The sequence below is a fragment of the Frateuria sp. sgz306004 genome, assembly GCF_057750885.1.
The window spans coordinates 285469-308121 of the sequence record NZ_JBYLFE010000003.1 but is presented as its reverse complement, the minus strand read 5'-3'; the positions used below and the strand labels follow the sequence as shown (position 1 = coordinate 308121).

Sequence of the window (22653 nt, the reverse complement as noted above, 5' to 3'; positions counted from 1 at the left end):
GGGAGGCATCCATGAACAAGCAGCACTTCACACGACAATGGCTGGCGGTGGCAATTGCCGCAGCGCTCGCGACCGGCACGGCACACGCGCAGGACGCCAACAGCAACGCGCAGGCTCCGGCGCAAAGCGCGGTACCGGCCAATGGCCAGGCATCCGACCAGAAGTCGGCCAAGACGCTCGATCAGGTGGTGGTTACCGGCACGTCGGCGGCCGGCGGCATCAAGAAGATCGACGCCAGCTACTCGGTGGTGAGCGTCAGCGCCGCTGACATCAAGATGGCCAACCCCAAGAGCACGGCCGACCTGCTGAAGGTCTCCCCGGGTCTGTGGCCGGAATCCACCGGCGGCCAGACGGGCGCCAACATCGAAATCGCCGGCTTCCCGGGCGGCGGCGATGCGCCCTTCTTCACCACGCAGCTGATGGGCTCGCCGCTGTACGGCATGCCGACACTGTCGTTCTTCGAAACCACCTCGATCTTCCGTCTGGATGACACGGTCGAGCGCGCCGAAATTCTGCAGGGCGGCCCGTCCGTCGTGTACGGCGATGGCCAGATGGGCGCCACCGCCAACTTCATCCTCAAGCAGGGTACCGACGTACCCAGCGGCAGCGTGGGCGTCACCTACGGCAGCGAAGGTCTGTGGCGCACGGATGCCTTCCTCGGCTTTAAGGTTGCCGACAAGTGGTACGGCAGCATCGGCGGCTTCTACCGCGACTCCGACGGCGTGCGCAGCCCGGGCTACTCCGCCGACAAGGGCGGCCAGTTCACCGCCACCCTATCGCACGACATGGATAACGGCACGCTGGTGTTCTACGCCCGCCAGCTCAATGACCGCAACCAGTTCATCACGCCGATTCCGTTGATCCAGCGCGGCAGCGACAACTTCAGCGCCTACCCCGGCTTCGACCCGCTCACCGACACCTACTACAGCAAGGACATCCAGCATGTGAACCTGCCGGGCTATCCCGGTGGCGGCACCAGCGCGAACCTTGCCAACGGTCGTGGCGCCAAGTTCAGCTTCTTCGGCTTCAACTTCGACTATGACCTGGGTGACGGCTGGAGCCTCTCGGACAAGTTCCTGATCAACGGCGGCACGGCTGATACGAACGCCCTGTTCTCGGGCACCAATCCGGCCAGCCTCAACGACGAGCTGTACAACCTCGGCACCGATTTCGGTGGCTTCAAGCTGCCGCCGGGCTCGGCCACGGCGACCTACGTTAACGGTGGCGGCGCGGTCGACCCCAACCAGAGCGTGATTCACCAGGGCTGGTGGTACATCAACAAGCGCCTGAAGAACATCAACAACGACTTCCGCCTCAGCAAGGAGCTGTTCGACGGCAACACGCTGACCGCGGGCGTCTACCTGGCCCACTACACCGACGACGACAAGTGGAACCTGGGCAACCAGATGCTGATGACGAATACGCCCAACGCGCGTCCGATCAAGGTCAGCTACGTCGGCACCGATGGCCATACCTACCAGCTCACCGATTACCAGGGTCTGCTCGATTACGGCGCCTACAACATCGCCGAGAACGGTAGTTCGACCAACAAGGCGTTCTACCTTTCCGACTCGTGGCGCATCGACCGCTGGTTGATCGACGCCTCCGCACGCGTCGAGAACCAGGACTCCACGCTGCACGTGTGCAATCTGACCAACCAGAACCTGGATGGCAACAATTACACGCTGTATGACAACGAAGTGCCCGTGTGCAACGGCACCTTTGCTACCACCAACTACAACAAGACGCATACCTCCTGGACGGTGGGCGTGAACTACGAGCTGGCCGACAACATGTCGGTGTATGCCCGTGCCAACAAGGGTGCGCACTTCGGCGACTTTGACAACGCGCTGCGTGGCAACACCACCGGCAACACGCCGCCGCTGCAGAAGGTCCAGAATTTCGAAGTGGGCTACAAGTTCCAGAACAAGTACGTCTACGCGGACATCAGCGCCTACCATCGCCAGTTTAGCGGCCTGCCGTATCAGCCGACCAACGGCGAAGGTGTGCCGGTGGGTTCACCGCTGCTGTACGGCTCGGACTCCAAGGGCGTCAACATGATCGGCGCGGTGACGCCGGTGGAGAACCTCAAGCTGCAGTTGGTCGCCAACTACCTGGATGGCCACTACACGCACTACTCCGCCTGTATCCCGTACGTGAACCAGGTGGCAGGCAACGGTTGCGCCTATATCAACGGCGTGCAGCTGCAGCGTCAGCCCAAGTTCCGCTACATGTTCACGCCCAGCTACACCCTGCCGTTCTCGTGGGGTGACGTGATGGCCTTTGTGACCTACACCCGCGTGGGTCCGCATACGCAGGATCAGACGGGTCTGCAACAGCTCGGCCACTACTACACGCTGGATTTCGGTATCGTCGCCGACATCCAGAAAACGTGGGAGCTGCGTCTGCAGGGCACGAACATGACCAACCAGCTTGGCCTGACCGAAAGCAACTCGCGCATCTTCGGTTCGGCAGCCGGTGCAGGTGGCGTGATTCTCGCCCGCCCGCTGGAAGGCCGCGAGGTGAATTTCCAGGTCAAGTACAAGTTCTGATGTTGTAACCAGAGGCACTTCCCTCGATTGTTCCGGGCCGCCCGTAGCGCGGCGGCCCGGAACCTTTTTGAAAGACGCTACGCGAGGTGGGGATGAACCGGTACCGCATGATCGTTGCCCTGGTGACGATTTACATGGTCTTCGCGATCCTGCTCAACAGCGTGGGCACGGTGATCCTGCAGTCCATCCATACGTTTGGCGTCGACAAGCCGCAGGCCAGCCTGCTGGAGTTGTTCAAGGACCTGCCAATCGCCATCACCTCGTTCCTGGTGGCCTCATTTCTTCCGCGCATTGGCTATCGCCGCGCGATGATGCTTTCGCTCGTCGTGGTCGGCGGCGCCTGCATGCTGATGCCGCTGTATCCCAGCTTCCACACCACCGAATTGTTGTTCACCTGCGTGGGCGTGTCCTTCGCCCTGGCCAAGGTGGCCGTGTATTCCTCCATCGGCCTGCTCACCAATAGCAAAGCAGAGCACGGCCGACTCACCAACACCATCGAAGGCCTGTTCATGCTCGGCGTACTCGCCAGCGGCTGGCTCTTCAGCGCCTTCATCGATCACGCTAACCCTGCCAATCCTTCCTGGTTCAATGTGTACTGGGTGCTGGCGGTGCTTTGCTTTGGCACCGTGTCGCTGCTTTGGGGGGCCCAGCTCGACGAAACAGCCGCGCACGGCAAGAGCATCGCCTCGATGGGCGATGCGTTCCGCCAGATGTATCGCCTGCTCATGCGCACGCTGGTATACGTATTTCTGCTCTCGGCATTCCTCTATGTGTTGATCGAGCAGAGCTTCAGCACCTGGCTGCCGACGTTCAACAACGAGATCCTCCACCTGCCCAACGCCATGAGCATCCAGATGGCGAGCATCCTGGCGGGCGCCACCGCTCTGGGCCGTATCCTGGCCGGCCAGCTACTTCGACGCGTGCCGTGGCACGTGCTGCTCAACCTGTGCGTGCTTGGCATGGGCGTGCTTATTCTGCTGGTGCTTCCGCTCGCGCAAGAAGCGCAGGTCACACCGGACGTGGGTTGGTTCAATGCGCCACTGGCGGCCTATCTGATCCCGTTGATTGGCTTGCTGATGGCGCCCATCTATCCGGTGATCAACTCGGTCGCGCTGAGCTCGCTACCCAAGCCGTCCCACGCTGCCATGACCGGCCTGATCGTGATCTTCTCGGCGCTCGGCGGCACGCTGGGCTCACGTATCACGGCGCTGGTGTTCTCCAGCTTCGGTGGCATCCACGCGTTCTATTTTTCGCTGGTGCCGATGAGTCTGGTGCTGGTGACGCTTTTCTTCTTCAAGCGCGAAACCGACCGCATAGGTGCGGGCGAGCCAACCGCCGTCGCCGTGCCTGCCGAGTAGGAATAGCCGCCCCGTCCGCTTCACCGGAGTCGTCATGCGTCTGCCTCGCCGCTGCCTTGCCGTTCTATTTTCCGGTCTTTGCATGGCGCTGGCGCATGCGGGTGATGCCAGCTTCCAACTCACCGCCACCGCAGCGGACTGGGCCAGCTACTTTCCGGGCCAGCTCGGTAATGGCTTTGTCTCCACCTACACCGGCCCGCGCGGTACCGAGGGCAACCCGGGCTTCGTCGCCGGCCTTATGGACTACACACCCGGCGACGTATCTCGCCCTGCGGCTGTGCCGGGCTGGAGCGCGATCGACTACAGCACCGGCCCCTCGCACGCCGGGCAGTTCTGGCTCAACCAGGTCGATCTGTCTCCCACGCGCTTTGGCGACTACCGGCAAGTGCTGGATATGTACGAAGGCACGCTGGACACGCGCTATCGCTACGTGGATGGGCGTAAAAGCACGCAGATCGAGCTGACCAGCCTGGTGAGCCAGGCGTCGCCGCATCTCGCCGCCACGCGGTTGACGCTGACACCCGATTTCGACGGCGAGGTGTGGTTGTCGTTTCCACTCGACCTATGGGCGCCGCATCAGCCACGCTTCGCCATGGGCAAGCTCGACGGCCCGGCATTGATGGAAGCATTGGGCGCCCATCAGATGAAGCTTCAGGCTGTGCCGCCCAACCAGCCGGATCGCGCACCCGTGTGGTACGCCGGCGACACGCTCGTCACCGCTGCGGACGGCGACACGCGCAACCTCACCCTATGGTTGGACGGACAGGCCGCCCATGGCCCACGTATGGCACAGGCGGTCGCTGTCGGCCTGCCTGCCGGACTCACCCCGCGCGAGGTCAAGCTCCATCGCAGCGACTACAAGCTCTCGCTTGAGCTGCGCGTAGCGGTACGTAAGGGCCAGCACTACACCTTCACCAAGACCGTCGCCGTCTCGCGCGACGGCTGGGGTGGCGATGCACGGGCGAATCTCGCACTCGCCACCGAGGCACGCCGCCAGGGCTTCGACACGTTGCTGCAGGCGCATCGCGTTGCGTGGCATGCACTGTGGCGCTCGGACATCGTGATCGATGGCGATGCCAAGGCCCAACAGATCGTCCACTCCGATCTCTATTACTTGCTGACCAACGCCACGCCAGACACGCGGTGGCCCATCGGCGCCTGCGGCATGACGCCCGGCTATACCGGGCACGTGTTTTGGGACAGCGACACCTGGGTGTTTCCCGCCCTGCTGCTCCTGCACCCGGAGCGCGCCAGGTCACTGGTGACATTCCGTAGCCATGGTCTGCCCGCCGCCGAACAACGCGCCCGCGAGCGCGGCCTGCGCGGCGCGATGTATCCCTGGGAGGCCGATGCCGACAACGGCAGCTCGCAAACACCGCGCTCGGCGCAATTGCTGGACGAGCGCGAGATCCATGTGAATGCCGATATCGCCATCGCGCAATGGCAGTACTACCTCGCCACGCAGGACCGCACCTGGTTGGCCGCGCATGGCTGGCCGGTGATTCGCGCCGTCGCGGAGTTCTGGGTCAGCCGTGCCACGCCCGTGGCCGGTACCGACCAATACGCCATCGAGCACGTCGCCTCGGTCGATGAGGATTACAACGATGTGCCCAACGACACCTTTACCAACCTCTCCGCACGCAAGGCGCTGCAGATCGCCGAGAAAGCCGCGCAAACGCTGGGCGAAGCCGCCGACCCGCAATGGCGCAAGGTGGCGGTTGGCCTGGTGATTCCCTTCGACACCAAGAACGGCCACCACCTGGATTTCGATGCATCCGTGCCGCACGATATCGACTCGTGGGGTGGCAGCTCCTTGCCTATGCTCAGCCTTCCTTCGCTGGATGTACCGATGACGCCGTCCGTACGACAGCGCAACTATGCCTACGCCATCGCGCCTATCGAAGGCTCCAGCAAAGACCCCAACAGCATGGGCTTCACGCCGTTGTCCATTGCGGCCTCCACGGCGGGTGACACGGCCGCCGCCGCCGATTGGTTCGAACGCAACCTGCACGCCAACGTGCTCAAGCCGCCCTTCAATGTGCGCACCGAAACCGCCGGTAACAACACGGGTTACTTCACCACGGCCAGCGGCGGCTTTCTGCAGAACCTGCTGTATGGTTTCACGGGTTTGCGCCTGCAGGAGCAAGGTCTGATGGAAGCCTATGCACCGATGTTGCCGCCGCATTGGCGCGCCATGACCTTGCGCGGCGTCTCGCTGCGTGGCCAGCGCCTGGATATCACCCTCGAACGCGACGCCGGTGGCAAGGTGCAATTGCGCCGCCAGCCCGCCGACCCACGCGCACCTTCCCCGACGAACTAGGGAGCCGCCATGTCCCCCATGCTTTCCAAGCCTTCTCGCTCATCCGCGCAACCCAAGCGCCTCGTGTGGCACGCGTTGGCCTTGGCCCTTGCCTGCGGCGTGACGATCGCGTCGCACGCCGCCACGCCCGATGCGAGCAAAACCCGCGCTTATATCGATCACGCGTGGAGCACGCTCACCCGCTCGATGGACGACTGCGCCGCGCTCAGCGACAGCAAGGTCGCCAATCATCCGGTGCTTTACCTGCCCGCGGATTTCCAGCTGCCTGCTGCCCAGGCCGACATCGGCAAACGCTGCGGCGTCGAGGTGCGGCCCTTGCCGCGCAAGGTGGAACGACTGGGCGATATCGACGCTACGACCCTTGCGCAGCAAGGTCTGCTCTACCTGCCTCACCCCTATGTGGTGCCTGGCGGCTTCTTCAACGAAATGTACGGTTGGGACAGCTACTTCATCGTGCTGGGTCTGGTGGCCGACAATCGCACCGCGCTGGCGAAGGATATGGTGGACAACGCGCTGTTCGAGGTAGAGCACTACGGCGGCGTACTCAACGCCAACCGCACCTACTACCTCAGCCGCTCGCAGCCGCCATTCCTCACCGCCATGATGACAGCGGTGCTCGACGATCCGCACAGCTTCCCCGATGCCGAAGCGCGCCGAGCATGGCTGGCCCAAGCCTACCCCTTGGCTGTGCGCAACTACGGCATCTGGACGCGCCCCGAACATCGTGCGGGCGACACCGGTTTGGCGCGCTATTTCGACCTTGGCGACGGCCCGGTGCTGGAAGCGCGCGACAGCGCCTATTACGTGGGCGTGATTCGCTGGCTGCGGGCACACCCGAAGGACGACCCTGGATACCTCATCAAGGGCGCCGAACACCCCAACGACACTGAGGCCGCTGCACTGAAGACCACAAGCTGCGACGTGCGAGCCTCCAAGGTCTGCGCCGGCGCCTGGCTCGACGGCTATCGCCTGAGCGCGGATTACTATCGAGGCGACCGCGCCATGCGTGAGTCGGGCTTCGATACGAACGCGCACTACGGCCCCTTCGGCGGCTCCACCCATCACTATGCCGACGTGAGCCTCAACAGCCTGCTCTACCGCTACGAACGCGACCTGCACGACTTCGCCTTGCAGCTGGGCCACGCTGGTGAGGCCGAACGCTGGGCCAAGGCCGCCGAAGCACGCAAAGCCGCCATGAACAAGTATCTGTGGCAGCCCAAGGACGGCATGTATCGCGACTACGACACCGTGGCCCGCAAACCCTCGCCCTACCCCTACGTCACCACCTTCTATCCCTTGTGGGCAGGCGCGGCGTCGCCAGCGCAAGCCGACGCTGTGCGCAAGACACTGCCTCTATTCGAGCGCAAGGGTGGCCTGAGCATGGACAACCGCGCGGCCGGGGTGCAGTGGGGCGAGCCGTTCGGCTGGGCGCCGACCAACTGGTTGGCCGTGTCGGGGCTGGAGGCCTACGGCTTCCACGATGACGCACAACGCATCGCGCGCAAGTTCATGGGCACCGTGGATCAGGGCTTGGCCGACGACGGCACCATCCGCGAGAAATACAACATGGTACTGGGCAACGCCGACGTCAAAGTCAGCGCGGGCTATACCGAGAACGTGGTCGGCTTTGGCTGGACCAATGGCGTCTACCTGAAGATGCAGGCGCTGGTGGACGCAACGGGCAAGGCGGCACCCGCCGCCAAGGGGCACCAGCCATGATCCGCGTGCTTGCCTCTGCGCTGTTGATCATGGGCGGTGTTGCCGCGGCTCAGAACGCCGCGTCGGGCGTGGAACCCAACGGCACCATTCACGCACCCGCCGCCACACTGCCTTACTCCGCGCTTGCATCACCGGAGGCAGCCCGCTTCTTTCCGCAAATGCTCGATGCCGGTGCCAAGGCGCCGCCCATCACAGCGCCCATCGAGCAGAGCCGCGCCTTCTATGATCGCCTCAATAGCGACCGCGCCGCCCGCATGGCCAAGCGCTACCCGGTAAAGACCCACCACGACACCATCGCCGGCGTCGGGGTGGATGTGGTGGAACCGGCCGAAGGCGTCGCACCGCGCAACCGCGAGCGCGTACTGATCAACCTGCATGGCGGCGCCTTCCTGTGGGGCGCGCACAGCGGCGGACTGGTCGAATCCATCCCTATCGCCCACCTTGGGCGCATCCAGGTGATCTCGGTGGATTACCGCCAGGGTCCGGAGCACGTATTTCCGGCCGCCAGCGAAGACGTGGAGGCGGTCTACCGCGCGCTGCTCAAGCGCTACAAACCCGCCAACATTGGCATCTATGGCTGCTCCGCCGGCGGCGTACTCACCGGCGAAGCCGTGGCTCGCCTCATCGAGCACAAGCTGCCCGTACCGGGCGCCATCGGCACCTTCTGCGGCTCCCTGGTGAACATGGAGGGCGATTCGGCCTACGTTGCTCCGCTGTTGAATGGTGCGCCGGCACCCGAGCAGCCGCTAAAGCTGGAGCAATTGCCCTACTTCAAGGGCGCCAGCACCAGCGACCCGCTGGTTTTCCCCGGACTTTCGCCCAGCCTGTTGGCCAAATTCCCCCCCACGCTACTGATCAGCGGCACGCGAGACATGGCCCTGAGTTCGGTATTGCGCAGCCACGCCTTGCTAAACCAGGCCGGGGCGACCACCGAATTGCACGTGTGGGAGGGCATGTGGCATTCGTTTTTCTCCGACCCAGAACTGCCGGAATCGCAGGCGGCGTATGAAGTTATCGTCAAATTCTTCGACCGCCACCTGGGGCACCCTTGAGCCATCGGGTGCTTTCGGACTTTGCCCCTTGCTGACCGGGCAGCTATCCTAGCGGAGACCCTTGCCCATCGTGACGACATGAGCCAACAGACCGTTCTGGTCATTGACGACGAACGCGACATCCGCGAACTCCTTACCATCACGCTCGGCCGCATGGATTTGCTGGTCGATGCGGTGGGTACCGTGTCCGAGGCACGTCGCGCGCTCGCCGAACGGCACTACGACTTGTGCTTCACCGACATGCGCCTTCCCGACGGAACCGGCCATGAGATCGTCGAGCTGATCGCGGCCGAGCACCCCGACACCCCCGTGGCGATGATCACCGCCTACGGCAATGTCGACGCGGCCGTTGGCGCGCTCAAGGCCGGTGCCTTCGACTTCGTGTCCAAGCCCGTCGACATCCAGATGCTGCGCCGCCTCGTACGCACCGCGCTGCGCCTGGCCGAAGAGAAGCGCAGCGGCCAAGGTGCCGCCAAGCCGGACGGCCAGGAGCGCCTGATCGGCGATTCGCCGGCCATGCAGCAGGTGCGCTCCACCATCACCAAGCTCGCTCGCAACCAGGCGCCGGTATATATCGCCGGTGAATCGGGCGTGGGCAAGGAACTCGTGGCCCGCCTCATCCACGAGCAGGGCCCGCGTGCTACCGGCCCGTTCGTGCCGGTGAACTGCGGCGCCATTCCCTCCGAACTGATGGAAAGCGAGTTCTTTGGCCACCGCAAGGGCAGCTTCACTGGCGCGGTGGGCGACAAGGAAGGCCTGTTCCAGGCCGCCCATGGCGGCACGCTGTTCCTCGACGAAGTGGCCGAGCTTCCGCTGCACATGCAGGTAAAACTGCTGCGTGCGATCCAGGAAAAGGCCGTGCGCCCCATCGGCGCCCGCGAAGAAGTACCGGTGGATGTACGCATCCTCTCGGCCACCCACAAGAATCTCGCCGCACTGGTCGAACAAGGCCAGTTCCGCCAGGACTTGTTCTATCGCATCAACGTAATCGAGTTGCGCGTGCCGCCGTTGCGCGAGCGTCGCGGTGATGTACCGCTGCTGGCCAACTTTGTGCTGCGCCAACTGGCAACCAAGAGCGGGGGTGCCCCCGGGCGGCTGCTGCCAGCCGCGCAGCAAGCACTGGAGTCTTACGATTTTCCGGGCAACGTGCGCGAACTGGAGAACATCCTCGAACGTGCCATGGCCATGTGCGAGGGCGACCAGATCGACGTGAGCGACCTCATGCTGCCCCAGCGCATGCCACGCGCCGCCGAAGCCGCCCCGGCCATGGCAGGCACGCCCGGCATGCCACCGGCTTCCGCACCGGTGCCGACCATGGCGCCACCCAGCGCCGACGGCGGCTTGGACGACTACATCAGCAACCTCGAGCGCACCGCCATCATCAAGGCGCTGGAAGAATCCCGCTACAACAAGACAGCGGCGGCCAAAAAGCTCGGCATCACCTTCCGCGCGTTGCGCTACAAGCTCAAGAAACTCGGCATCGACTGATAAAAAAAAGGCCGGACGTGAGTCCGGCCTTTTCGTTGAACACCCAGGGTGGCTGGATCAGCCGCCCTTTTTCTTGTTCTTTTGCAGCAGGTCCAGCAATTGCTCGGGCGTCATGTAGCCACCGAGCATGGTGCCGTCCTCGGCGATGATGGCGGGCGTACCGTTCACGCCCAGTTTCACGCCCAGCTCGAACTCCTGCTTCACCGGGTTGGCGCAACTGGCGGACTTGGGCGTCTTGCCCTTCTTGGCCAAGGTAAACGCCGCCTTGCGATCGGCCGCGCACCACACCGACACCATCTCGTTGTACGTATCGGTCGTGCGACCCGCGGGGCTGGTCACGCCCTCGCGCGGCCAGGCCACGTACTCCAGGGCAATGCCCGCTTTGTTGAAGTCCGCCACGTGCTCATGCAGCGCACGGCAATAGCCGCAGGTGACATCGGTGAAGACGGTCACGCGATAGCGCGGATTGGGCGGCGCAAACACGATGCGGTCCGACTCGGGCAGCTTGGCCAGCTCCACCTTGCGGAAATCGGCCCATGCCTCGTCGTTGACGTTGCGCTTGTTCGCCACGTCGATCAAATCGCCATTCATCATGTACTTGCCATCGGCACTCACATACACGAGCTGGCCCGATGCGATCACCTGGTAGTAACCGGGCATCGGCGCGGGGCGAATGGAATCGACACTGACCTTGGGCGCCAACGACTGCACCGCCTTGCGCACCACACTCTCCGGCCCGGTGGCGGCGTCGTCCGGCGCGGCACAGGCGTTGAGGGCGAACACGCTGAAGCCCAGCGCCAGCAACCATTTCTTGGACATCGGAAACCTCTTGGAAACGCGCTCTCCGGGGAAGAAAGCGCACAGGAGCCTCGATTCTCGCACAGCCGACTGAACGGTTCCGCCGGACATGCGGCGGAACCATGCAGGCCGATCACCCGCGCGGATGGTGCTGCGCGTGCAGGCGCTTGAGCCCTTCCTTGGCCACCAGGGTGTAGATCTGGGTAGTGCTGAGCGCGCTGTGGCCCAGCAGCATCTGCAGGGCACGAAGGTCGGCGCCGTGATTGAGCAAATGCGTGGCGAAGGAGTGCCGCAGCACATGCGGCGAAATCCGCTTGGACACGATGCCCACCCCTGCCGCGTAGCGCTTCACCAGCGTCCAGAACATCTGCCGGGTCATGCCTTCGCCGCGATTGCTGAGGAACAACGCCGCCGGCTGGCGCCCCTTGGCGAGCACGGGCCGCGCCTGCGCCAGGTAAGCCTCGATGCGCTCGGCCGCCACCTCGCCGATCGGCACCAGACGATCCTTGCCGCCCTTGCCGGTCACCCGCACCACGCCCTGGCGCAAGTTAAGCGACGCCATGGGCAACTCCACCAATTCGGATACACGCAAGCCCGAGGCATACATCAACTCCAACATCGCACGGTCGCGCAGACCCAAGGTGCTGGTGACGTCCGGCGCATCGAGCAAGCCCTCGATCTCGCGCTCTGCCAGCGCCTTCGGCAGGCTGCGCGGCGTCTTGGGGCGCTCGATCAGCAAGGTCGGATCGTCAAAACCCGGCTCGTCTCGCGCCACGAACGCGTAGTAGCGCCGAAACGCCGACTGCCGCCGCGCCAGCGACCGCACCGCCACCGGCTGGCAGCCGTGGTAAGCGGAAAGATGCTCACGCTGCGCCGCGCGCAGGCTCAACCCGCAAGCGGCCAACCAGCGCGCCAAGCCCTCCAGGTCACGCCGGTACGCATCCAGGGTGCGGTCGGACAATCCATCCTCGGACCACACACGCTCGACAAAGGCGTCGATGCTGCGGCGGTCGGCTTCGGTGATTTTGGGGATTTCATCGTGCATGGGGCGATGCTCGCCGCGCTGGCCGGGCACTTTCAACCCCTGGCGCGAAACAACGGCTCGCGGATGCACCTACATAATACCGGTCAATGACTTACAGCCGCCGACGGACATTCGGAGCCTAAAGCAAGAAATTACGACGTCGATAGCCTGATGGTAGGGATCACTTGATCCTGCGGGATATCCAGGCACGCGCCTGCGCGCGTCGTGGCAAGGAGAATGGCCGTGCAAATCACCCCACAGAGAACGCCAGCTCCCCAGTCGAACGGCGCTGCGTTGCAACAGCGTTGGTCGAACTACAACGGCTACGTTGACAATCCTATCGAAAACAGTTCGACGAACGATGCACTGGCATCGGCCTCCGACACGGTCAAGGACGCATTGAAGGGAGTCGACCTGACCCAGATCAAGCCGCGCGACCTGGCCAGGTTAGCGAGCACCCTTTACTTCGAAGGGCAGATATCAGGAATTTCCGCAGCCATGATGATTGTTCAACAGGTTGACGGAGACACCCCCATCAATGCGCTGCAGATATTTCAAAACAAGCAGGCTTCACTACAACCCTTGAAGTCGTTTTCGTTCTTCAACCATGCAACGGCGAGTTATCTCGAGGTAGAGAGAACCACGAGCAAACTATCGGATTTCATCCGTGCCATCACACCGAGCATCGGCATTGACGTGACGGCTTGACGGCACCATCGCCTCAGGAGAGCGGTCGATTGTAGGTCAGTGTGTACTTGGAGCTTGCCGTCATTTGCGGGTTGTAACCCACGATCCGGTATGACCCAGGCGGTAGGTTAGGAAGATAAGCCGATGCGCCCTGAGCATCGCTGTCAAAAATGGCACTCCAACTGCCCTGTTGCCAGATCTGGACCTGATACCTGCCAAAGACGCTGGACATCGAAACAGCGACGACGCTCGTACACAACGTGTTCCAAGACGCCAAGATGATGGCGTCTTGCGCCACCAGCGTCCCTGTCACCTGACTGCCGTTCGAATACGTCGTGCAAGCCCCTCCCGTGGTCAAGGGCGCAGCAGTGCTGTCGTTGCCATTGCTTGGCTCGATGGTCGCCACACGGCCATCGCTCAAGAGTGGCTTGGTCGCCTGAGCCACGCATGCATCGACCCAGATGGCGAATGTGATGACTACAGCCAGAGCAGCTAGTCGAACGCTCATTGGAGACATCCTCTTCCTTGGGCGCCCACATGGCGCTATCCAATCGTCTGCGACTACGTCACCAGATCAGTGAACACGGTCGCAACATCGCGCCCATTAAAAACTGCCACGATCCAAGTTCGTAAGCGGAGTAATGCGCTTGGCGTAGGGGTTCTCTTTGCACGCGCCGATGCACCGTTTGCAAGCGCGCGCCCTGGGCGAGCTCAACGCATTTGCATCATGCACGTCAGTGCTTTTGTCGATGAGGAAACCTGCCCATTGAACATCGACCAAAGAAAGCCCGATAAGACACTGCGCTGCTCAACCTTCCGCAAGAACACGCATTGCTTCTTGACGGCCCAAGGACGGGTCATCACGCGATCCCGCGCCCTGCGAGCCAAGGGTCACGCCATCTCGTGTGTGAAAGGTTTGCAGTGCAGTCTGCGCCCCACGTTGACGCTTCCCATGGCGCTGGCCGTACCTGGTGGCCAGATCGCCAGACCCGATCACCACGTTCGCGGGAATGAGTACCCCGATAGGACAACTTCCTGACATCGATGCTGCGGCGGTCTGCTTCGGTGATACTTGGGGTTTCATCCTGCATGGACGCGATGCTCGCCGCCGGCCTCCTCGCGTGCAAGCCTTAAGGGGAACTTGATGGTGACGACGTCGCACGCCTTGCCCGCTTCACCGGCCTGCCCGCTGTGGCGCCGCCTTGCCGCCCTGCTTTACGACCTGCTGGCGGTGCTGGCGATCGTGATGGTGGTGGGCTACCTGTGCCAGCGACTCACGGGCGGCACGGTGGTCACCGATGATGGTCACGCGCACATCGCCTGGTGGTACCAGCCTCTGCAAGGTGTGGTGGTGTCGGCGTACTTCCTCACCTCCTGGTTGCGTGGCGGACAGACGCTGGGCATGCGTCCCTGGCGTATTCGCCTGACCCGAAGCGAGGGCGGCCCATTGTCGGCGTCGCAGGCTATCGTGCGACTGGTCGTGGCCGCCGCTCCACTGGTCTTGTTGGCGCTGGCTCCCTGGCTGGGTGCCCGTGGCGCGCTGTGGGCGGTGGGGGTGGCCTGGATCGTGTGGTTTGGCGTGGCTGCGCTGGATCCACGCCGGCGCGCCCTGCACGACCGCGTCGCCGGCACCGAGCTGCACTGGCAGCCCTGAAAGCAGACCACTAGCGGACCAGACCACTCCACCTAAGCAACTGATTCAAAATGCCCTGGGCCATTGCGGCAGCGCAGCACGCCCCGGCCAGTTCGGGTAAGATGGCGCCTTCTCGATGTGTCCGGTTCCGCCGCATGCTTTATCAGATCCACGAATGGCAGCGCGCCTTCCTTGGCCCGCTCAGCCATTACGCCGAAGCCAGCGCCAAGATGTTCAGCGACCTCACCAGCCCGCTCTCGCACCTGCCCGGTGCGCCGCGCTTGGCTGCTGGCTACGAGCTGCTGCACCGTTTGGGCAAGGAATACGAAAAGCCCGCGTTCAATCTGCCGCAGGTCACCGCGCACGGCCAGGAAATCGCCGTGATCGAGCGCGTGGTGCTGGACAAGCCGTTCTGCCAGCTCAAGCGCTTCAAGCGCTTCAGCGATGACCCGGACACCATCGAAAAGCTCAAGAGCGACCCGGTCGTGCTGGTGGTGGCGCCGCTCTCCGGCCACCACGCCACGTTGCTGCGCGACACCGTGCGCACCCTGCTGCACGACCACAAGGTGTACATCACCGATTGGGTGGATGCGCGCATGGTGCCGACCAGCGCCGGCCCGTTCCATCTCGATGACTACGTGGCGTATATCGAGGAATTCATCCGCTTCATCGGTGCGGACAAGCTGCACGTAATCTCCGTGTGCCAACCTACCGTGCCGGTGCTGGCGGCGGTGTCGCTCTTGGCCGCGCGCGGCGAGCCCACGCCGCTCAGCATGACCATGATGGGCGGCCCGATCGAGCCGCGCAGCAACCCCACCGGCGTCAACAACCTGGCCATCACGCAACCGTTGAGCTGGTTCAAGGGCAATGTGATCCACACAGTGCCGCCGAACTACCCCGGCAGCGGTCGCGAGGTTTACCCGGGCTTCCTGCAGCATGCGGGCTTCATCGCCATGAACCCGGGCCGTCACCTGAACTCGCACTGGGATTTCTACGAGAACCTGCTGCGCGGCGACGAGGACGACGCCGAAGCGCATCGCAAGTTCTACGACGAATACAACGCGGTGCTCGACATGCCGGCGGAGTACTACCTGGACACCATCGCCACCGTGTTCCAGCAGTTTCTGCTGCCGCGCGGCCTGTGGGATGTGGCCGGTCAGCGTGTGCGCCCGGAGGCGATCACCGCCACCGCGCTGCTCACGGTGGAAGGTGAACTGGACGACATCGCCGGCCTGGGCCAGACCGAGGCCGCGCATGATCTGTGCAAGGGCATCCCGGCCAAGCGTCGCGCCCACCGCGTGGTGGAAGGCGCGGGCCATTACGGCATCTTCAGCGGTCGCCGCTGGCGCGAAACGGTGTACCCGCAGGTACGCGAGTTCATCCGTCGCTTCGATCGCCGCGAAGCCTGAAGCGGCCTCCATGAGGGACGTGCAGGTCGAGTACCGCCGTCCCGCGCCGGCACTTCGCCGCCATATCGATCGCTACTGGCGTTGGCACGCATGCGACGATGCCATGCCCTTGCTGCCGATCATGCCGGGCCCTGGTGGCATGGAGCTGTTCTTCCATCGGGCCGCACCGTTCAAGCATCTGGATTTTGGCGCCGCCCTGCCCACCGCGCATATCGCAAGCGTGCGCGGACAGCCGTGGAAGCTGCACGCCAATGGTGCGCTGGATTTCGTCGCGGTGCGCTTTCGCGCCGGCGCGTTCGAACCCTTGCTGCCAGTGGCGGCCACGGACTTGATCGATCATCCCCATGATGCGTCATCGCTCTGGGGCACCGCCGTCGAAACACTGCATGCGCAGCTGGCCGAGCTGACATGCATGGATGCGCAGGCCACCGCACTGGATGCGTTCTTCCTGTCGCGGCTGCGCCCTGCCTTGCTCGATCCGCGTGTCGAACAAGCGATCACCCTGCTGCAATCGTCGGCCCTTCGCATCGAAGCCCTCGCCGGCCAGGTCGGCCTTGGGCGGCGGCAGCTGGAATACCGCTTTCTTCGTGCCACCGGCGTGGCGCCTGCGCGTTTTCGGCGCCTGGCACGCCTGCGCCGCTCATTGCGTGCGCTGCTGCTGGACCAGCATGACGCACCGCTCACCCGCTTGCTCGATGCGGGCTACTACGACCAGGCGCAACAGGTGCGGGAATGTCGCGAACTCACTGGCTTTACGCCGGGCGCATGGCGCGCGGCCGGTCGCAGCCATGCGCATTTCTACAATGCACCCTGGCCGGCATGAAGCCAAGCTGCGCACTCCCCACCACGGAGTACGCCCCATGATTTTCGTCGCCAACCTGCATGCCCACCCTCACACTGCGGCCGCCTTGCGTGAAGGCTTGCTGCATGTGGCCGCACTGACCGAACGCGAATCCGGCGCCGTGGCCTACAGCGTGCGCCAGCACCTGGACGATCCCACGCGTTTCCAGGTGAGTGAGCACTACCGTGACCGCGAGGCATGGCAGACACACATGGCCTCGCCTTATGTGCGGGCCCTGATCGCGCGCTTCGACGCGTTGCTGCAGGCACCGCCCGCGCTCGACGGCTATGCCGAACTCTACGCGCTGACGCGCACGGTGGAAGCCTGAGCATGTCCACGATCGGCGCGTGACGCGGGCCGGCCCGCAGCGTTGCGCGCCGGTCGTGACCTAGGGAACGTCGGATTGAGCGACATGTTGTTCGTCATTCCTGCACCCCCAGAACGTGGATAAGAGCAGGAGGTGTCTTTCAACAGCCGAAGGGCTGCTCATCCAGTCTCTTTACGTTCCAGCATTTACAGACGCTGGATCCCAGCATTCGCTGGGATGACGATCAAAAACATCGCGTCCCTGGCGCTCAGGCAAAGAAGCGGCGGAACGCCTCGATCACCCGCGCGACACCGGCATCATCCACGTCCAGGTGCGTCACCAAGCGCAGCGTGGGTAGATAACCGATGCTGATGCGTACGCCGGCCGCGCGCAGATGGGTGTCCAGATCCCGCAGGCGTTCGGCCGGCACGTCGATGAACACCATGTTGGTGAAGTGGCCCAGCAGGTTTACGCCCGGAATTTCACCGAGGCCCGCGGCCAGCGCAACGGCGCGTGCATGGTCATCCGCCAGGCGCGCCACGTGATGCTCCAGCGCGTACTGCGCGGCAGCCGCCAGCATGCCGGCCTGGCGCCAGCCGCCACCGGCCACCTTGCGCCAGCGGCGGGCCTTGTCGATCAAGGCGGCCGAGCCCACCAGCACCGAACCCACCGGCGCGCCCAGGCCTTTGGAGAAACACACCGAGACGCTATCGAACAAGCCGGCGATCTCGCGCGCCGGCACCTTGCTCGCCACCGCGGCGTTGAACAGGCGTGCACCGTCCAGATGGAACCCCAGCCCACGATCGCGCGCGAAACCTTGCGCGGCGCGCAGGTAGTCCACGGGCAGCACCCGACCGTGCCAAGTGTTCTCCAGCGCCAGCAGGCGCGTGCGCGCGAAGTGCGGGTCCACCGGCTTGATCGCCGCCGCCAGCTTGTCGAGCGGCAGCGTGCCATCGGCATCGTGCGGAATCGGTTGCGGCTGGATCGAGCCGAGCACCGCCGCGCCACCGCCTTCGAACTTGTAGGTATGCGCGTCGGCGCCTACCAGATACTCGTCGCCGCGCTCGCAATGCGCCATCAAGGCCAGCAGGTTGGACTGCGTGCCGGTAGGTACGAACAAGCCCGCCTCGAAGCCCAGCTCATCGGCCAACCGTTGCTGGAACGCGTTGACGCTGGGGTCTTCGCCATACACGTCATCGCCCACCGGCGCATCGAGCATGGCGGCACGCATGGCGGGCGTGGGGCGGGTCACGGTGTCACTGCGCAGGTCGATGGTGTCCACGGGGATACTCGGGGGAGAAGGGCAAGCATGCAGCTTGCTTGCTCCACGAGCGCCCCGCAAGCCGCTGACGGCGTCGCCGCCATCGGCTAGCCTGTGAACCGGGTGGCCGCCTGGACGGCCAAGGGTCACGGGGGCTCGCGGCATGTCGTTCCTGCGCCTGTATCTGCGCGTCATCGGGCTGCTCGCACCGGAGCGGCGCCTGGCCATCACGCTGGCGCTGGCCAACCTGGCCCTGGCGGGCGTGTTCTTTCTGGAACCGATGCTGTTCGGCAAGGTGGTCGATGCGCTCACCGCCCAGGGCGAGGGCCACGCCCCGCGCTATATAGGGCTATGGGCGGCCGTCGGATTCTTCGGCGTGGTGGCCAACGTGTGGGTATCGCTGCATGCGGATCGGCTGGCGCATCGGCGCCGACTGGCCGCCATCGCGTTGTTTTTCGAACACGCCGCCGCCCTTCCCCAGGCTTTCCACGGCGAGTACCACACCGGGCGGCTCGGCCGCATCATGAACAACGGCGTGAGCAACCTGTTCGGCCTGTGGCTGAGCTTTTTCCGCGAGCACCTGGCGACCTTGCTCTCCATCCTGGTGATGGTGCCGGTCGCGCTGTGGCTGAACTGGAAGCTGGCCTTGCTGATGATCGGCTTGCTGCTGTGCTTTTCGATATTCAACGCCGTCGCTGTGCAGCGCACGCACAAGGCACAGGGCGAGGTGGAAGAACTGCACCACGAGATCGCCACACGCGCCGGCGACGTGTTCGGCAATGTCACCGTGGTGCAGAGCTTTACGCGCCTGGCGGCGGAATCACGTGCGCTGCGCGACATGATGGGGCGCGTACTGGACGCGCAATATCCCGTGTTGCGCGGCTGGGCCATTCTCTCGGTGCTCAATCGCGCCGCCAGCACGCTCACCATCGTGGCGATCTTCGCGTTGGGCGCGTCGCTGCACGGGCGCGGCGAAATCAGCGTGGGTGGCATCGTGAGCTTCGTGGGCTTCTCCATGCTGCTAATCGGGCGCCTGGAGCAATTCGCCACGTTCATTTCGAGCATGTTCTTCCAGTCGCAGTCGTTGCGTGACTTCTTCGCCGTGCTGGATCGGCGACCGGAGATCGAAGACCGCCCCGGCGCGCTGGTGCTTTCCCGCGTGCAGGGCGAGGTGGTGTTCGACCGGGTGAGCTTTGGCTACGACCCGGTGCAACCGGCGCTGCACGACCTGAGCTTTCGCGCGACACCCGGCAGCACGATAGCGCTGGTGGGGCCCACCGGCGCCGGCAAGAGCACGGCGCTCAGCCTGCTCTATCGCGCCTACGATCCCAGCGCGGGACGCGTGACCATCGACGGCCACGACGTGCGCGATGTCACGCTGGAATCGCTACGCCAGAACATTGGCGTGGTGTTTCAGGAGCCGGGCATGTTCTACCGCTCCATCCTAGATAACTTGCGCGTGGGCAAGCCCGACGCGAATCTGGATGATATCGAGCAGGCCGTGGCCGCCGCCGAGGCGGCCACCTTTATCGCGCGCAAACCGGAAGGCCTCGCCACCATGGTGGCCGAACGCGGTCGCTCGCTCTCCGGCGGCGAGCGCCAGCGCTTGGCCATTGCGCGCGCCATGCTCAAGGATGCGCCGATCCTCATTCTTGACGAAGCCACCAGCGCGCTGGACAACGCTACCGAAGCACGCATCCAGCGTGCACTGGACCGACTCACCCAGGGGCGCACCACGTTCGTGATCGCCCATCGCCTGTCCACCGTACGTAACGCCGACCTGATCCTGGTGCTGGATCAGGGTCGCCTTGTCGAGCAAGGGCGTTTCGATGAACTGGTGCGCCAGGGCGGGTTGTTCGCACGCTTGGCTGAAGATGGTCAGTTCGTGGCCGACGCCGAAAGCGACGACAGCGAGGCATGAAAAAACAGGGGCGCCTTCGGCGCCCCTGTCCAAACACTAACCGTGCTTGCGGAAGTACAGCCAGGCGGCAATCGCCAGGATCACCGCCGGCAACAGGTTGGCCATCAACGGCGGCACGCCATAGACGGTACCGAAGTTCACCATCGCCTTCTGCAGGAAGTACCAACCGATGGCCAGCAGCATGCCGATGAACATGCGCTTGCCCAGGCCGCCCGAACGCAGCGTGCCGAAGGAGAACGGCATGGCGCAGAGCACGAGCACCAGCACATTGAGCGGATAAAGCGCGCGCGCCCAGAACGCGGTGGCGTACACACCCGGGTTCTGCCCGTTCTGTTCGAGATAGTTAATGTTACGGCGCAGGTCGCGCATGGGCAGGTACTGCGGCTGGATCACCGACTGCTCCAGCACCTGCGGATTGAGCTTGGAATCCCAACGCTGGCTCGCGGCGGTGGTGGTATGCGTGCCCTTGTCGTCCAGCGTGGTGGAGCGCACCTGGTCCATTACCCACTGGCGGCCGTCGTGCTCGGCGGTCTTGGCCCAGTCAAAGCGGGCCACCTGACCGTCGGGCGTGAGCGTGAACACGCGCACGTCGTGCAACTGCACGGTGCTGTGCGTGCCGGTGCGCAAGGCGGTCCAACCCTTGGCGTTGATGATGCGTTCGCCATCGCGCGCCCACAGGCCCGATGCACCGCCCAGGCCCACGTTGTTGGACTTCAGGCGCAGCTGCATCGCCTGGGCCTTCTGGTCGCCCCACGGAGCCGCGGTTTCGCCGAGGATCACCACACCCACGATGAGGATGGCCACCACGCCCACCGCCGAGGCGGCAATGCGCAGCTTGGACAGGCCGCACGCGCGCAGCGCCGTGATCTCGTTGGTGGCCGCCAGACCACCCAGGCCCAGCAGACCGCCGATGAGCGCGGCGTTGCCGAACATTTCATACAGGCGGCGCGGGAAGGTGACCAGCACGTACACGATGGCGCTGGTCACCGTGTAGCCGTTCTTGCCCACGTTGCCGAGCTGGCGCAGGAACTGCACCACGGCATCGAGGCCGGTGATCACCAGCCACACCATGAGCATGGAGGCCAGCACCGTGGTGCCGACCAGCCAGTCGACGCGACGAATGCGCAAGGTAGCCATCAGGCACCCGCCTTGCGCGGCTTGCGCTCGGTGTATTGGCTACGGAACATCCAGGCGGCAATGCCGAACACGATCAGCGTCACTCCCCACATGGGCGCCGAATGGTGCCAGTGCCCCTTGATGATCTGGCCACGGCACAGCGCCAGCAGCAGGTAGTACAGGTAGAAGGTGAGCACCGCGAGCAACAGGCGGCCAAAACGCGGCTCACGCGGACTCTGACGCGACAGCGGCAAGGCCAGCGCCAACAGCACCAGCGACATGGCCGGTGCGATGGTGCGCCAGGCGAATTCCGCGCGCGCATCGGGGTTGTCCACGCGCAGCAATGCCAGGGTGGTGAGCGAGTGCGCCGGATCTTCGCTGTCGTCATCCGACTGAATACTGGTCAGCGAGGCGTCGTTGCGCTCGTATTGCATCTTGCGCCAGTTGTCCGCGCCCAGCGGAACGTCGTACTGAAAGCCGTTCCACAAGGCCAGGAAGCGGCCATTGCCATCGGTTTCCTGATACAGCTGGCCATGCTTGCCGGTCACGAGCTTGATATGCGGCACGTTGTCCTTGCCGGTGCGCTCGGTGGCAATGAACGTGTTGCCGAGCGTGCTGCCGTCGCGGCTCAGCGCATCCACGAAGATGATCCCTCCCTTGCCCGGCAGCTCGGTGAAGCGGCCGGCGTCCAGGCCGGCGGCAATGACCGAGCGGTTGGCCTCGGCCACCAGCTGGTCGGACGTGCGCGCCGCCCACGGGCCCAGCCACATCGACACCAGGCCGACCAGGATCGCCACGCTCGCGCCAAGGATGGCCATAGGCCGCAGCAAGCCCGCCGCGCCCATGCCCGAAGAGGCCAGCACGTGCATCTCGCTTTCGCGATACATACGGCCCAGGCCCAGCAACACGCCGAGGAAGGCCGACAGCGGGAGCAAGGTGGTGAGGCCGTCCAGCATGTTCAGGCCCAGCACCTGGAACATCACGCTGGCCGGAAAACTGCCGTTGGCCACTTGCTGCAACACATGCGCGAACGAGGTGCCGGCCATGATGGCCAGCAGCACGATGGCCGTGGCGGCAATGGTTTGCGCCAGCTCACGCAGGAAATATCGATCGAGGATGCTCAGAACCGGCCCTCACGCACGCAATGGCCCGCCTGCCCGGAACCCG

18 protein-coding genes are annotated in these 22653 nt (G+C 64.3%); 12 read left to right on the top strand and 6 right to left on the bottom strand.

The genetic code is table 11. The features are described from left to right. The first annotated feature begins 11 nt into the window (after window positions 1-11). From AC3G2C_RS07605 to AC3G2C_RS07580, 6 genes are all read left to right on the top strand, one after another. Window positions 12-2552, top strand: coding sequence for a TonB-dependent receptor (locus AC3G2C_RS07605; protein ID WP_488384027.1), 2541 nt, complete (start codon window positions 12-14; stop codon window positions 2550-2552). Window positions 2553-2644: 92 nt separating this feature from the next. Further along, window positions 2645-3910 (top strand): MFS transporter, encoded by a 1266-nt coding sequence (locus tag AC3G2C_RS07600; protein ID WP_488384026.1) that lies wholly within the window; start codon window positions 2645-2647, stop codon window positions 3908-3910. 34 nt (window positions 3911-3944) lie between these two features. Next, the gene (locus AC3G2C_RS07595) at window positions 3945-6230 is read left to right on the top strand and encodes a glycoside hydrolase family 65 protein (protein ID WP_488384025.1); all 2286 of its coding nucleotides are present in this window, start codon (window positions 3945-3947) and stop codon (window positions 6228-6230) included. Between the two features lie 9 nt (window positions 6231-6239). After that, window positions 6240-7949, top strand: a complete 1710-nt coding sequence (locus AC3G2C_RS07590) for a trehalase family glycosidase (protein ID WP_488384024.1) — start codon at window positions 6240-6242, stop codon at window positions 7947-7949. Continuing rightward, window positions 7946-9001 carry an alpha/beta hydrolase gene (locus AC3G2C_RS07585; RefSeq protein ID WP_488384023.1) on the top strand — a complete coding sequence of 352 codons (1056 nt, stop codon included), beginning with the start codon at window positions 7946-7948 and terminating at the stop codon, window positions 8999-9001. The genes AC3G2C_RS07590 and AC3G2C_RS07585 overlap by 4 nt, the downstream gene beginning before the upstream one ends. A gap of 78 nt (window positions 9002-9079) precedes the next feature. Further along, window positions 9080-10489 carry a sigma-54-dependent transcriptional regulator gene (locus AC3G2C_RS07580; protein WP_488384022.1) on the top strand — a complete coding sequence of 470 codons (1410 nt, stop codon included), beginning with the start codon at window positions 9080-9082 and terminating at the stop codon, window positions 10487-10489. Between the two features lie 57 nt (window positions 10490-10546). Here AC3G2C_RS07580 and AC3G2C_RS07575 read toward each other — a convergent pair whose 3' ends face one another. Next, window positions 10547-11308, bottom strand: coding sequence for a disulfide isomerase DsbC N-terminal domain-containing protein (locus tag AC3G2C_RS07575; RefSeq protein WP_488384021.1), 762 nt, complete (start codon window positions 11306-11308; stop codon window positions 10547-10549). 112 nt (window positions 11309-11420) lie between these two features. Then, window positions 11421-12332 carry a site-specific tyrosine recombinase XerD gene (gene xerD / locus AC3G2C_RS07570; RefSeq protein WP_488384020.1) on the bottom strand — a complete coding sequence of 304 codons (912 nt, stop codon included), beginning with the start codon at window positions 12330-12332 and terminating at the stop codon, window positions 11421-11423. Between the two features lie 222 nt (window positions 12333-12554). Between xerD and AC3G2C_RS07565 the strand changes: the two genes are divergently transcribed. Next, a complete protein-coding gene (locus tag AC3G2C_RS07565) occupies window positions 12555-13019 on the top strand; it encodes a hypothetical protein (RefSeq protein ID WP_488384019.1) in 465 nt (154 codons plus the stop codon). A 13-nt stretch (window positions 13020-13032) separates the two neighbouring features. Here AC3G2C_RS07565 and AC3G2C_RS07560 read toward each other — a convergent pair whose 3' ends face one another. Further along, a complete protein-coding gene (locus AC3G2C_RS07560) occupies window positions 13033-13506 on the bottom strand; it encodes a hypothetical protein (protein ID WP_488384018.1) in 474 nt (157 codons plus the stop codon). 636 nt (window positions 13507-14142) lie between these two features. Between AC3G2C_RS07560 and AC3G2C_RS07555 the strand changes: the two genes are divergently transcribed. The 4 genes from AC3G2C_RS07555 (at window position 14143) to AC3G2C_RS07540 (ending at window position 17209) form a co-directional block, all read left to right on the top strand. Then, a complete protein-coding gene (locus AC3G2C_RS07555) occupies window positions 14143-14652 on the top strand; it encodes an RDD family protein (RefSeq protein WP_488384017.1) in 510 nt (169 codons plus the stop codon). 134 nt (window positions 14653-14786) lie between these two features. Continuing rightward, window positions 14787-16040 (top strand): polyhydroxyalkanoate depolymerase, encoded by a 1254-nt coding sequence (locus tag AC3G2C_RS07550; protein WP_488384016.1) that lies wholly within the window; start codon window positions 14787-14789, stop codon window positions 16038-16040. 10 nt (window positions 16041-16050) lie between these two features. Beyond that, window positions 16051-16863 carry a helix-turn-helix domain-containing protein gene (locus AC3G2C_RS07545; RefSeq protein WP_488384015.1) on the top strand — a complete coding sequence of 271 codons (813 nt, stop codon included), beginning with the start codon at window positions 16051-16053 and terminating at the stop codon, window positions 16861-16863. A gap of 37 nt (window positions 16864-16900) precedes the next feature. After that, window positions 16901-17209 (top strand): putative quinol monooxygenase, encoded by a 309-nt coding sequence (locus AC3G2C_RS07540; protein ID WP_488384014.1) that lies wholly within the window; start codon window positions 16901-16903, stop codon window positions 17207-17209. A 247-nt stretch (window positions 17210-17456) separates the two neighbouring features. On the opposite strand, the gene ltaE is transcribed toward AC3G2C_RS07540, so the two are convergent. Then, window positions 17457-18470 (bottom strand): low-specificity L-threonine aldolase, encoded by a 1014-nt coding sequence (gene ltaE / locus AC3G2C_RS07535; protein ID WP_488384013.1) that lies wholly within the window; start codon window positions 18468-18470, stop codon window positions 17457-17459. Window positions 18471-18612: 142 nt separating this feature from the next. Here ltaE and AC3G2C_RS07530 point away from each other — a divergent pair, with 142 nt between their 5' ends. Then, window positions 18613-20370, top strand: a complete 1758-nt coding sequence (locus AC3G2C_RS07530) for a glucan ABC transporter ATP-binding protein/ permease (protein ID WP_488384012.1) — start codon at window positions 18613-18615, stop codon at window positions 20368-20370. 36 nt (window positions 20371-20406) lie between these two features. Here AC3G2C_RS07530 and lptG read toward each other — a convergent pair whose 3' ends face one another. Continuing rightward, window positions 20407-21507, bottom strand: coding sequence for an LPS export ABC transporter permease LptG (gene lptG / locus AC3G2C_RS07525; protein ID WP_488384011.1), 1101 nt, complete (start codon window positions 21505-21507; stop codon window positions 20407-20409). After that, a complete protein-coding gene (gene lptF, locus AC3G2C_RS07520) occupies window positions 21507-22604 on the bottom strand; it encodes an LPS export ABC transporter permease LptF (RefSeq protein ID WP_488384277.1) in 1098 nt (365 codons plus the stop codon). Before lptF ends, lptG begins: the two co-directional genes overlap by 1 nt. Between the last annotated feature and the right edge of the window lie 49 nt (window positions 22605-22653).

Coding starts and splice junctions, on each gene's coding strand:
- AC3G2C_RS07605 (WP_488384027.1), top strand. CDS start 12: ATGAACAAGCAGCACTTCACACGACAATGGCTGGCGGTGGCAATTGCC.
- AC3G2C_RS07600 (WP_488384026.1), top strand. CDS start 2,645: ATGAACCGGTACCGCATGATCGTTGCCCTGGTGACGATTTACATGGTC.
- AC3G2C_RS07595 (WP_488384025.1), top strand. CDS start 3,945: ATGCGTCTGCCTCGCCGCTGCCTTGCCGTTCTATTTTCCGGTCTTTGC.
- AC3G2C_RS07590 (WP_488384024.1), top strand. CDS start 6,240: ATGTCCCCCATGCTTTCCAAGCCTTCTCGCTCATCCGCGCAACCCAAG.
- AC3G2C_RS07585 (WP_488384023.1), top strand. CDS start 7,946: ATGATCCGCGTGCTTGCCTCTGCGCTGTTGATCATGGGCGGTGTTGCC.
- AC3G2C_RS07580 (WP_488384022.1), top strand. CDS start 9,080: ATGAGCCAACAGACCGTTCTGGTCATTGACGACGAACGCGACATCCGC.
- AC3G2C_RS07575 (WP_488384021.1), bottom strand. CDS start 11,308: ATGTCCAAGAAATGGTTGCTGGCGCTGGGCTTCAGCGTGTTCGCCCTC.
- xerD (WP_488384020.1), bottom strand. CDS start 12,332: ATGCACGATGAAATCCCCAAAATCACCGAAGCCGACCGCCGCAGCATC.
- AC3G2C_RS07560 (WP_488384018.1), bottom strand. CDS start 13,506: ATGAGCGTTCGACTAGCTGCTCTGGCTGTAGTCATCACATTCGCCATC.
- AC3G2C_RS07555 (WP_488384017.1), top strand. CDS start 14,143: ATGGTGACGACGTCGCACGCCTTGCCCGCTTCACCGGCCTGCCCGCTG.
- AC3G2C_RS07550 (WP_488384016.1), top strand. CDS start 14,787: ATGCTTTATCAGATCCACGAATGGCAGCGCGCCTTCCTTGGCCCGCTC.
- AC3G2C_RS07545 (WP_488384015.1), top strand. CDS start 16,051: ATGAGGGACGTGCAGGTCGAGTACCGCCGTCCCGCGCCGGCACTTCGC.
- AC3G2C_RS07540 (WP_488384014.1), top strand. CDS start 16,901: ATGATTTTCGTCGCCAACCTGCATGCCCACCCTCACACTGCGGCCGCC.
- AC3G2C_RS07530 (WP_488384012.1), top strand. CDS start 18,613: ATGTCGTTCCTGCGCCTGTATCTGCGCGTCATCGGGCTGCTCGCACCG.
- lptG (WP_488384011.1), bottom strand. CDS start 21,507: ATGGCTACCTTGCGCATTCGTCGCGTCGACTGGCTGGTCGGCACCACG.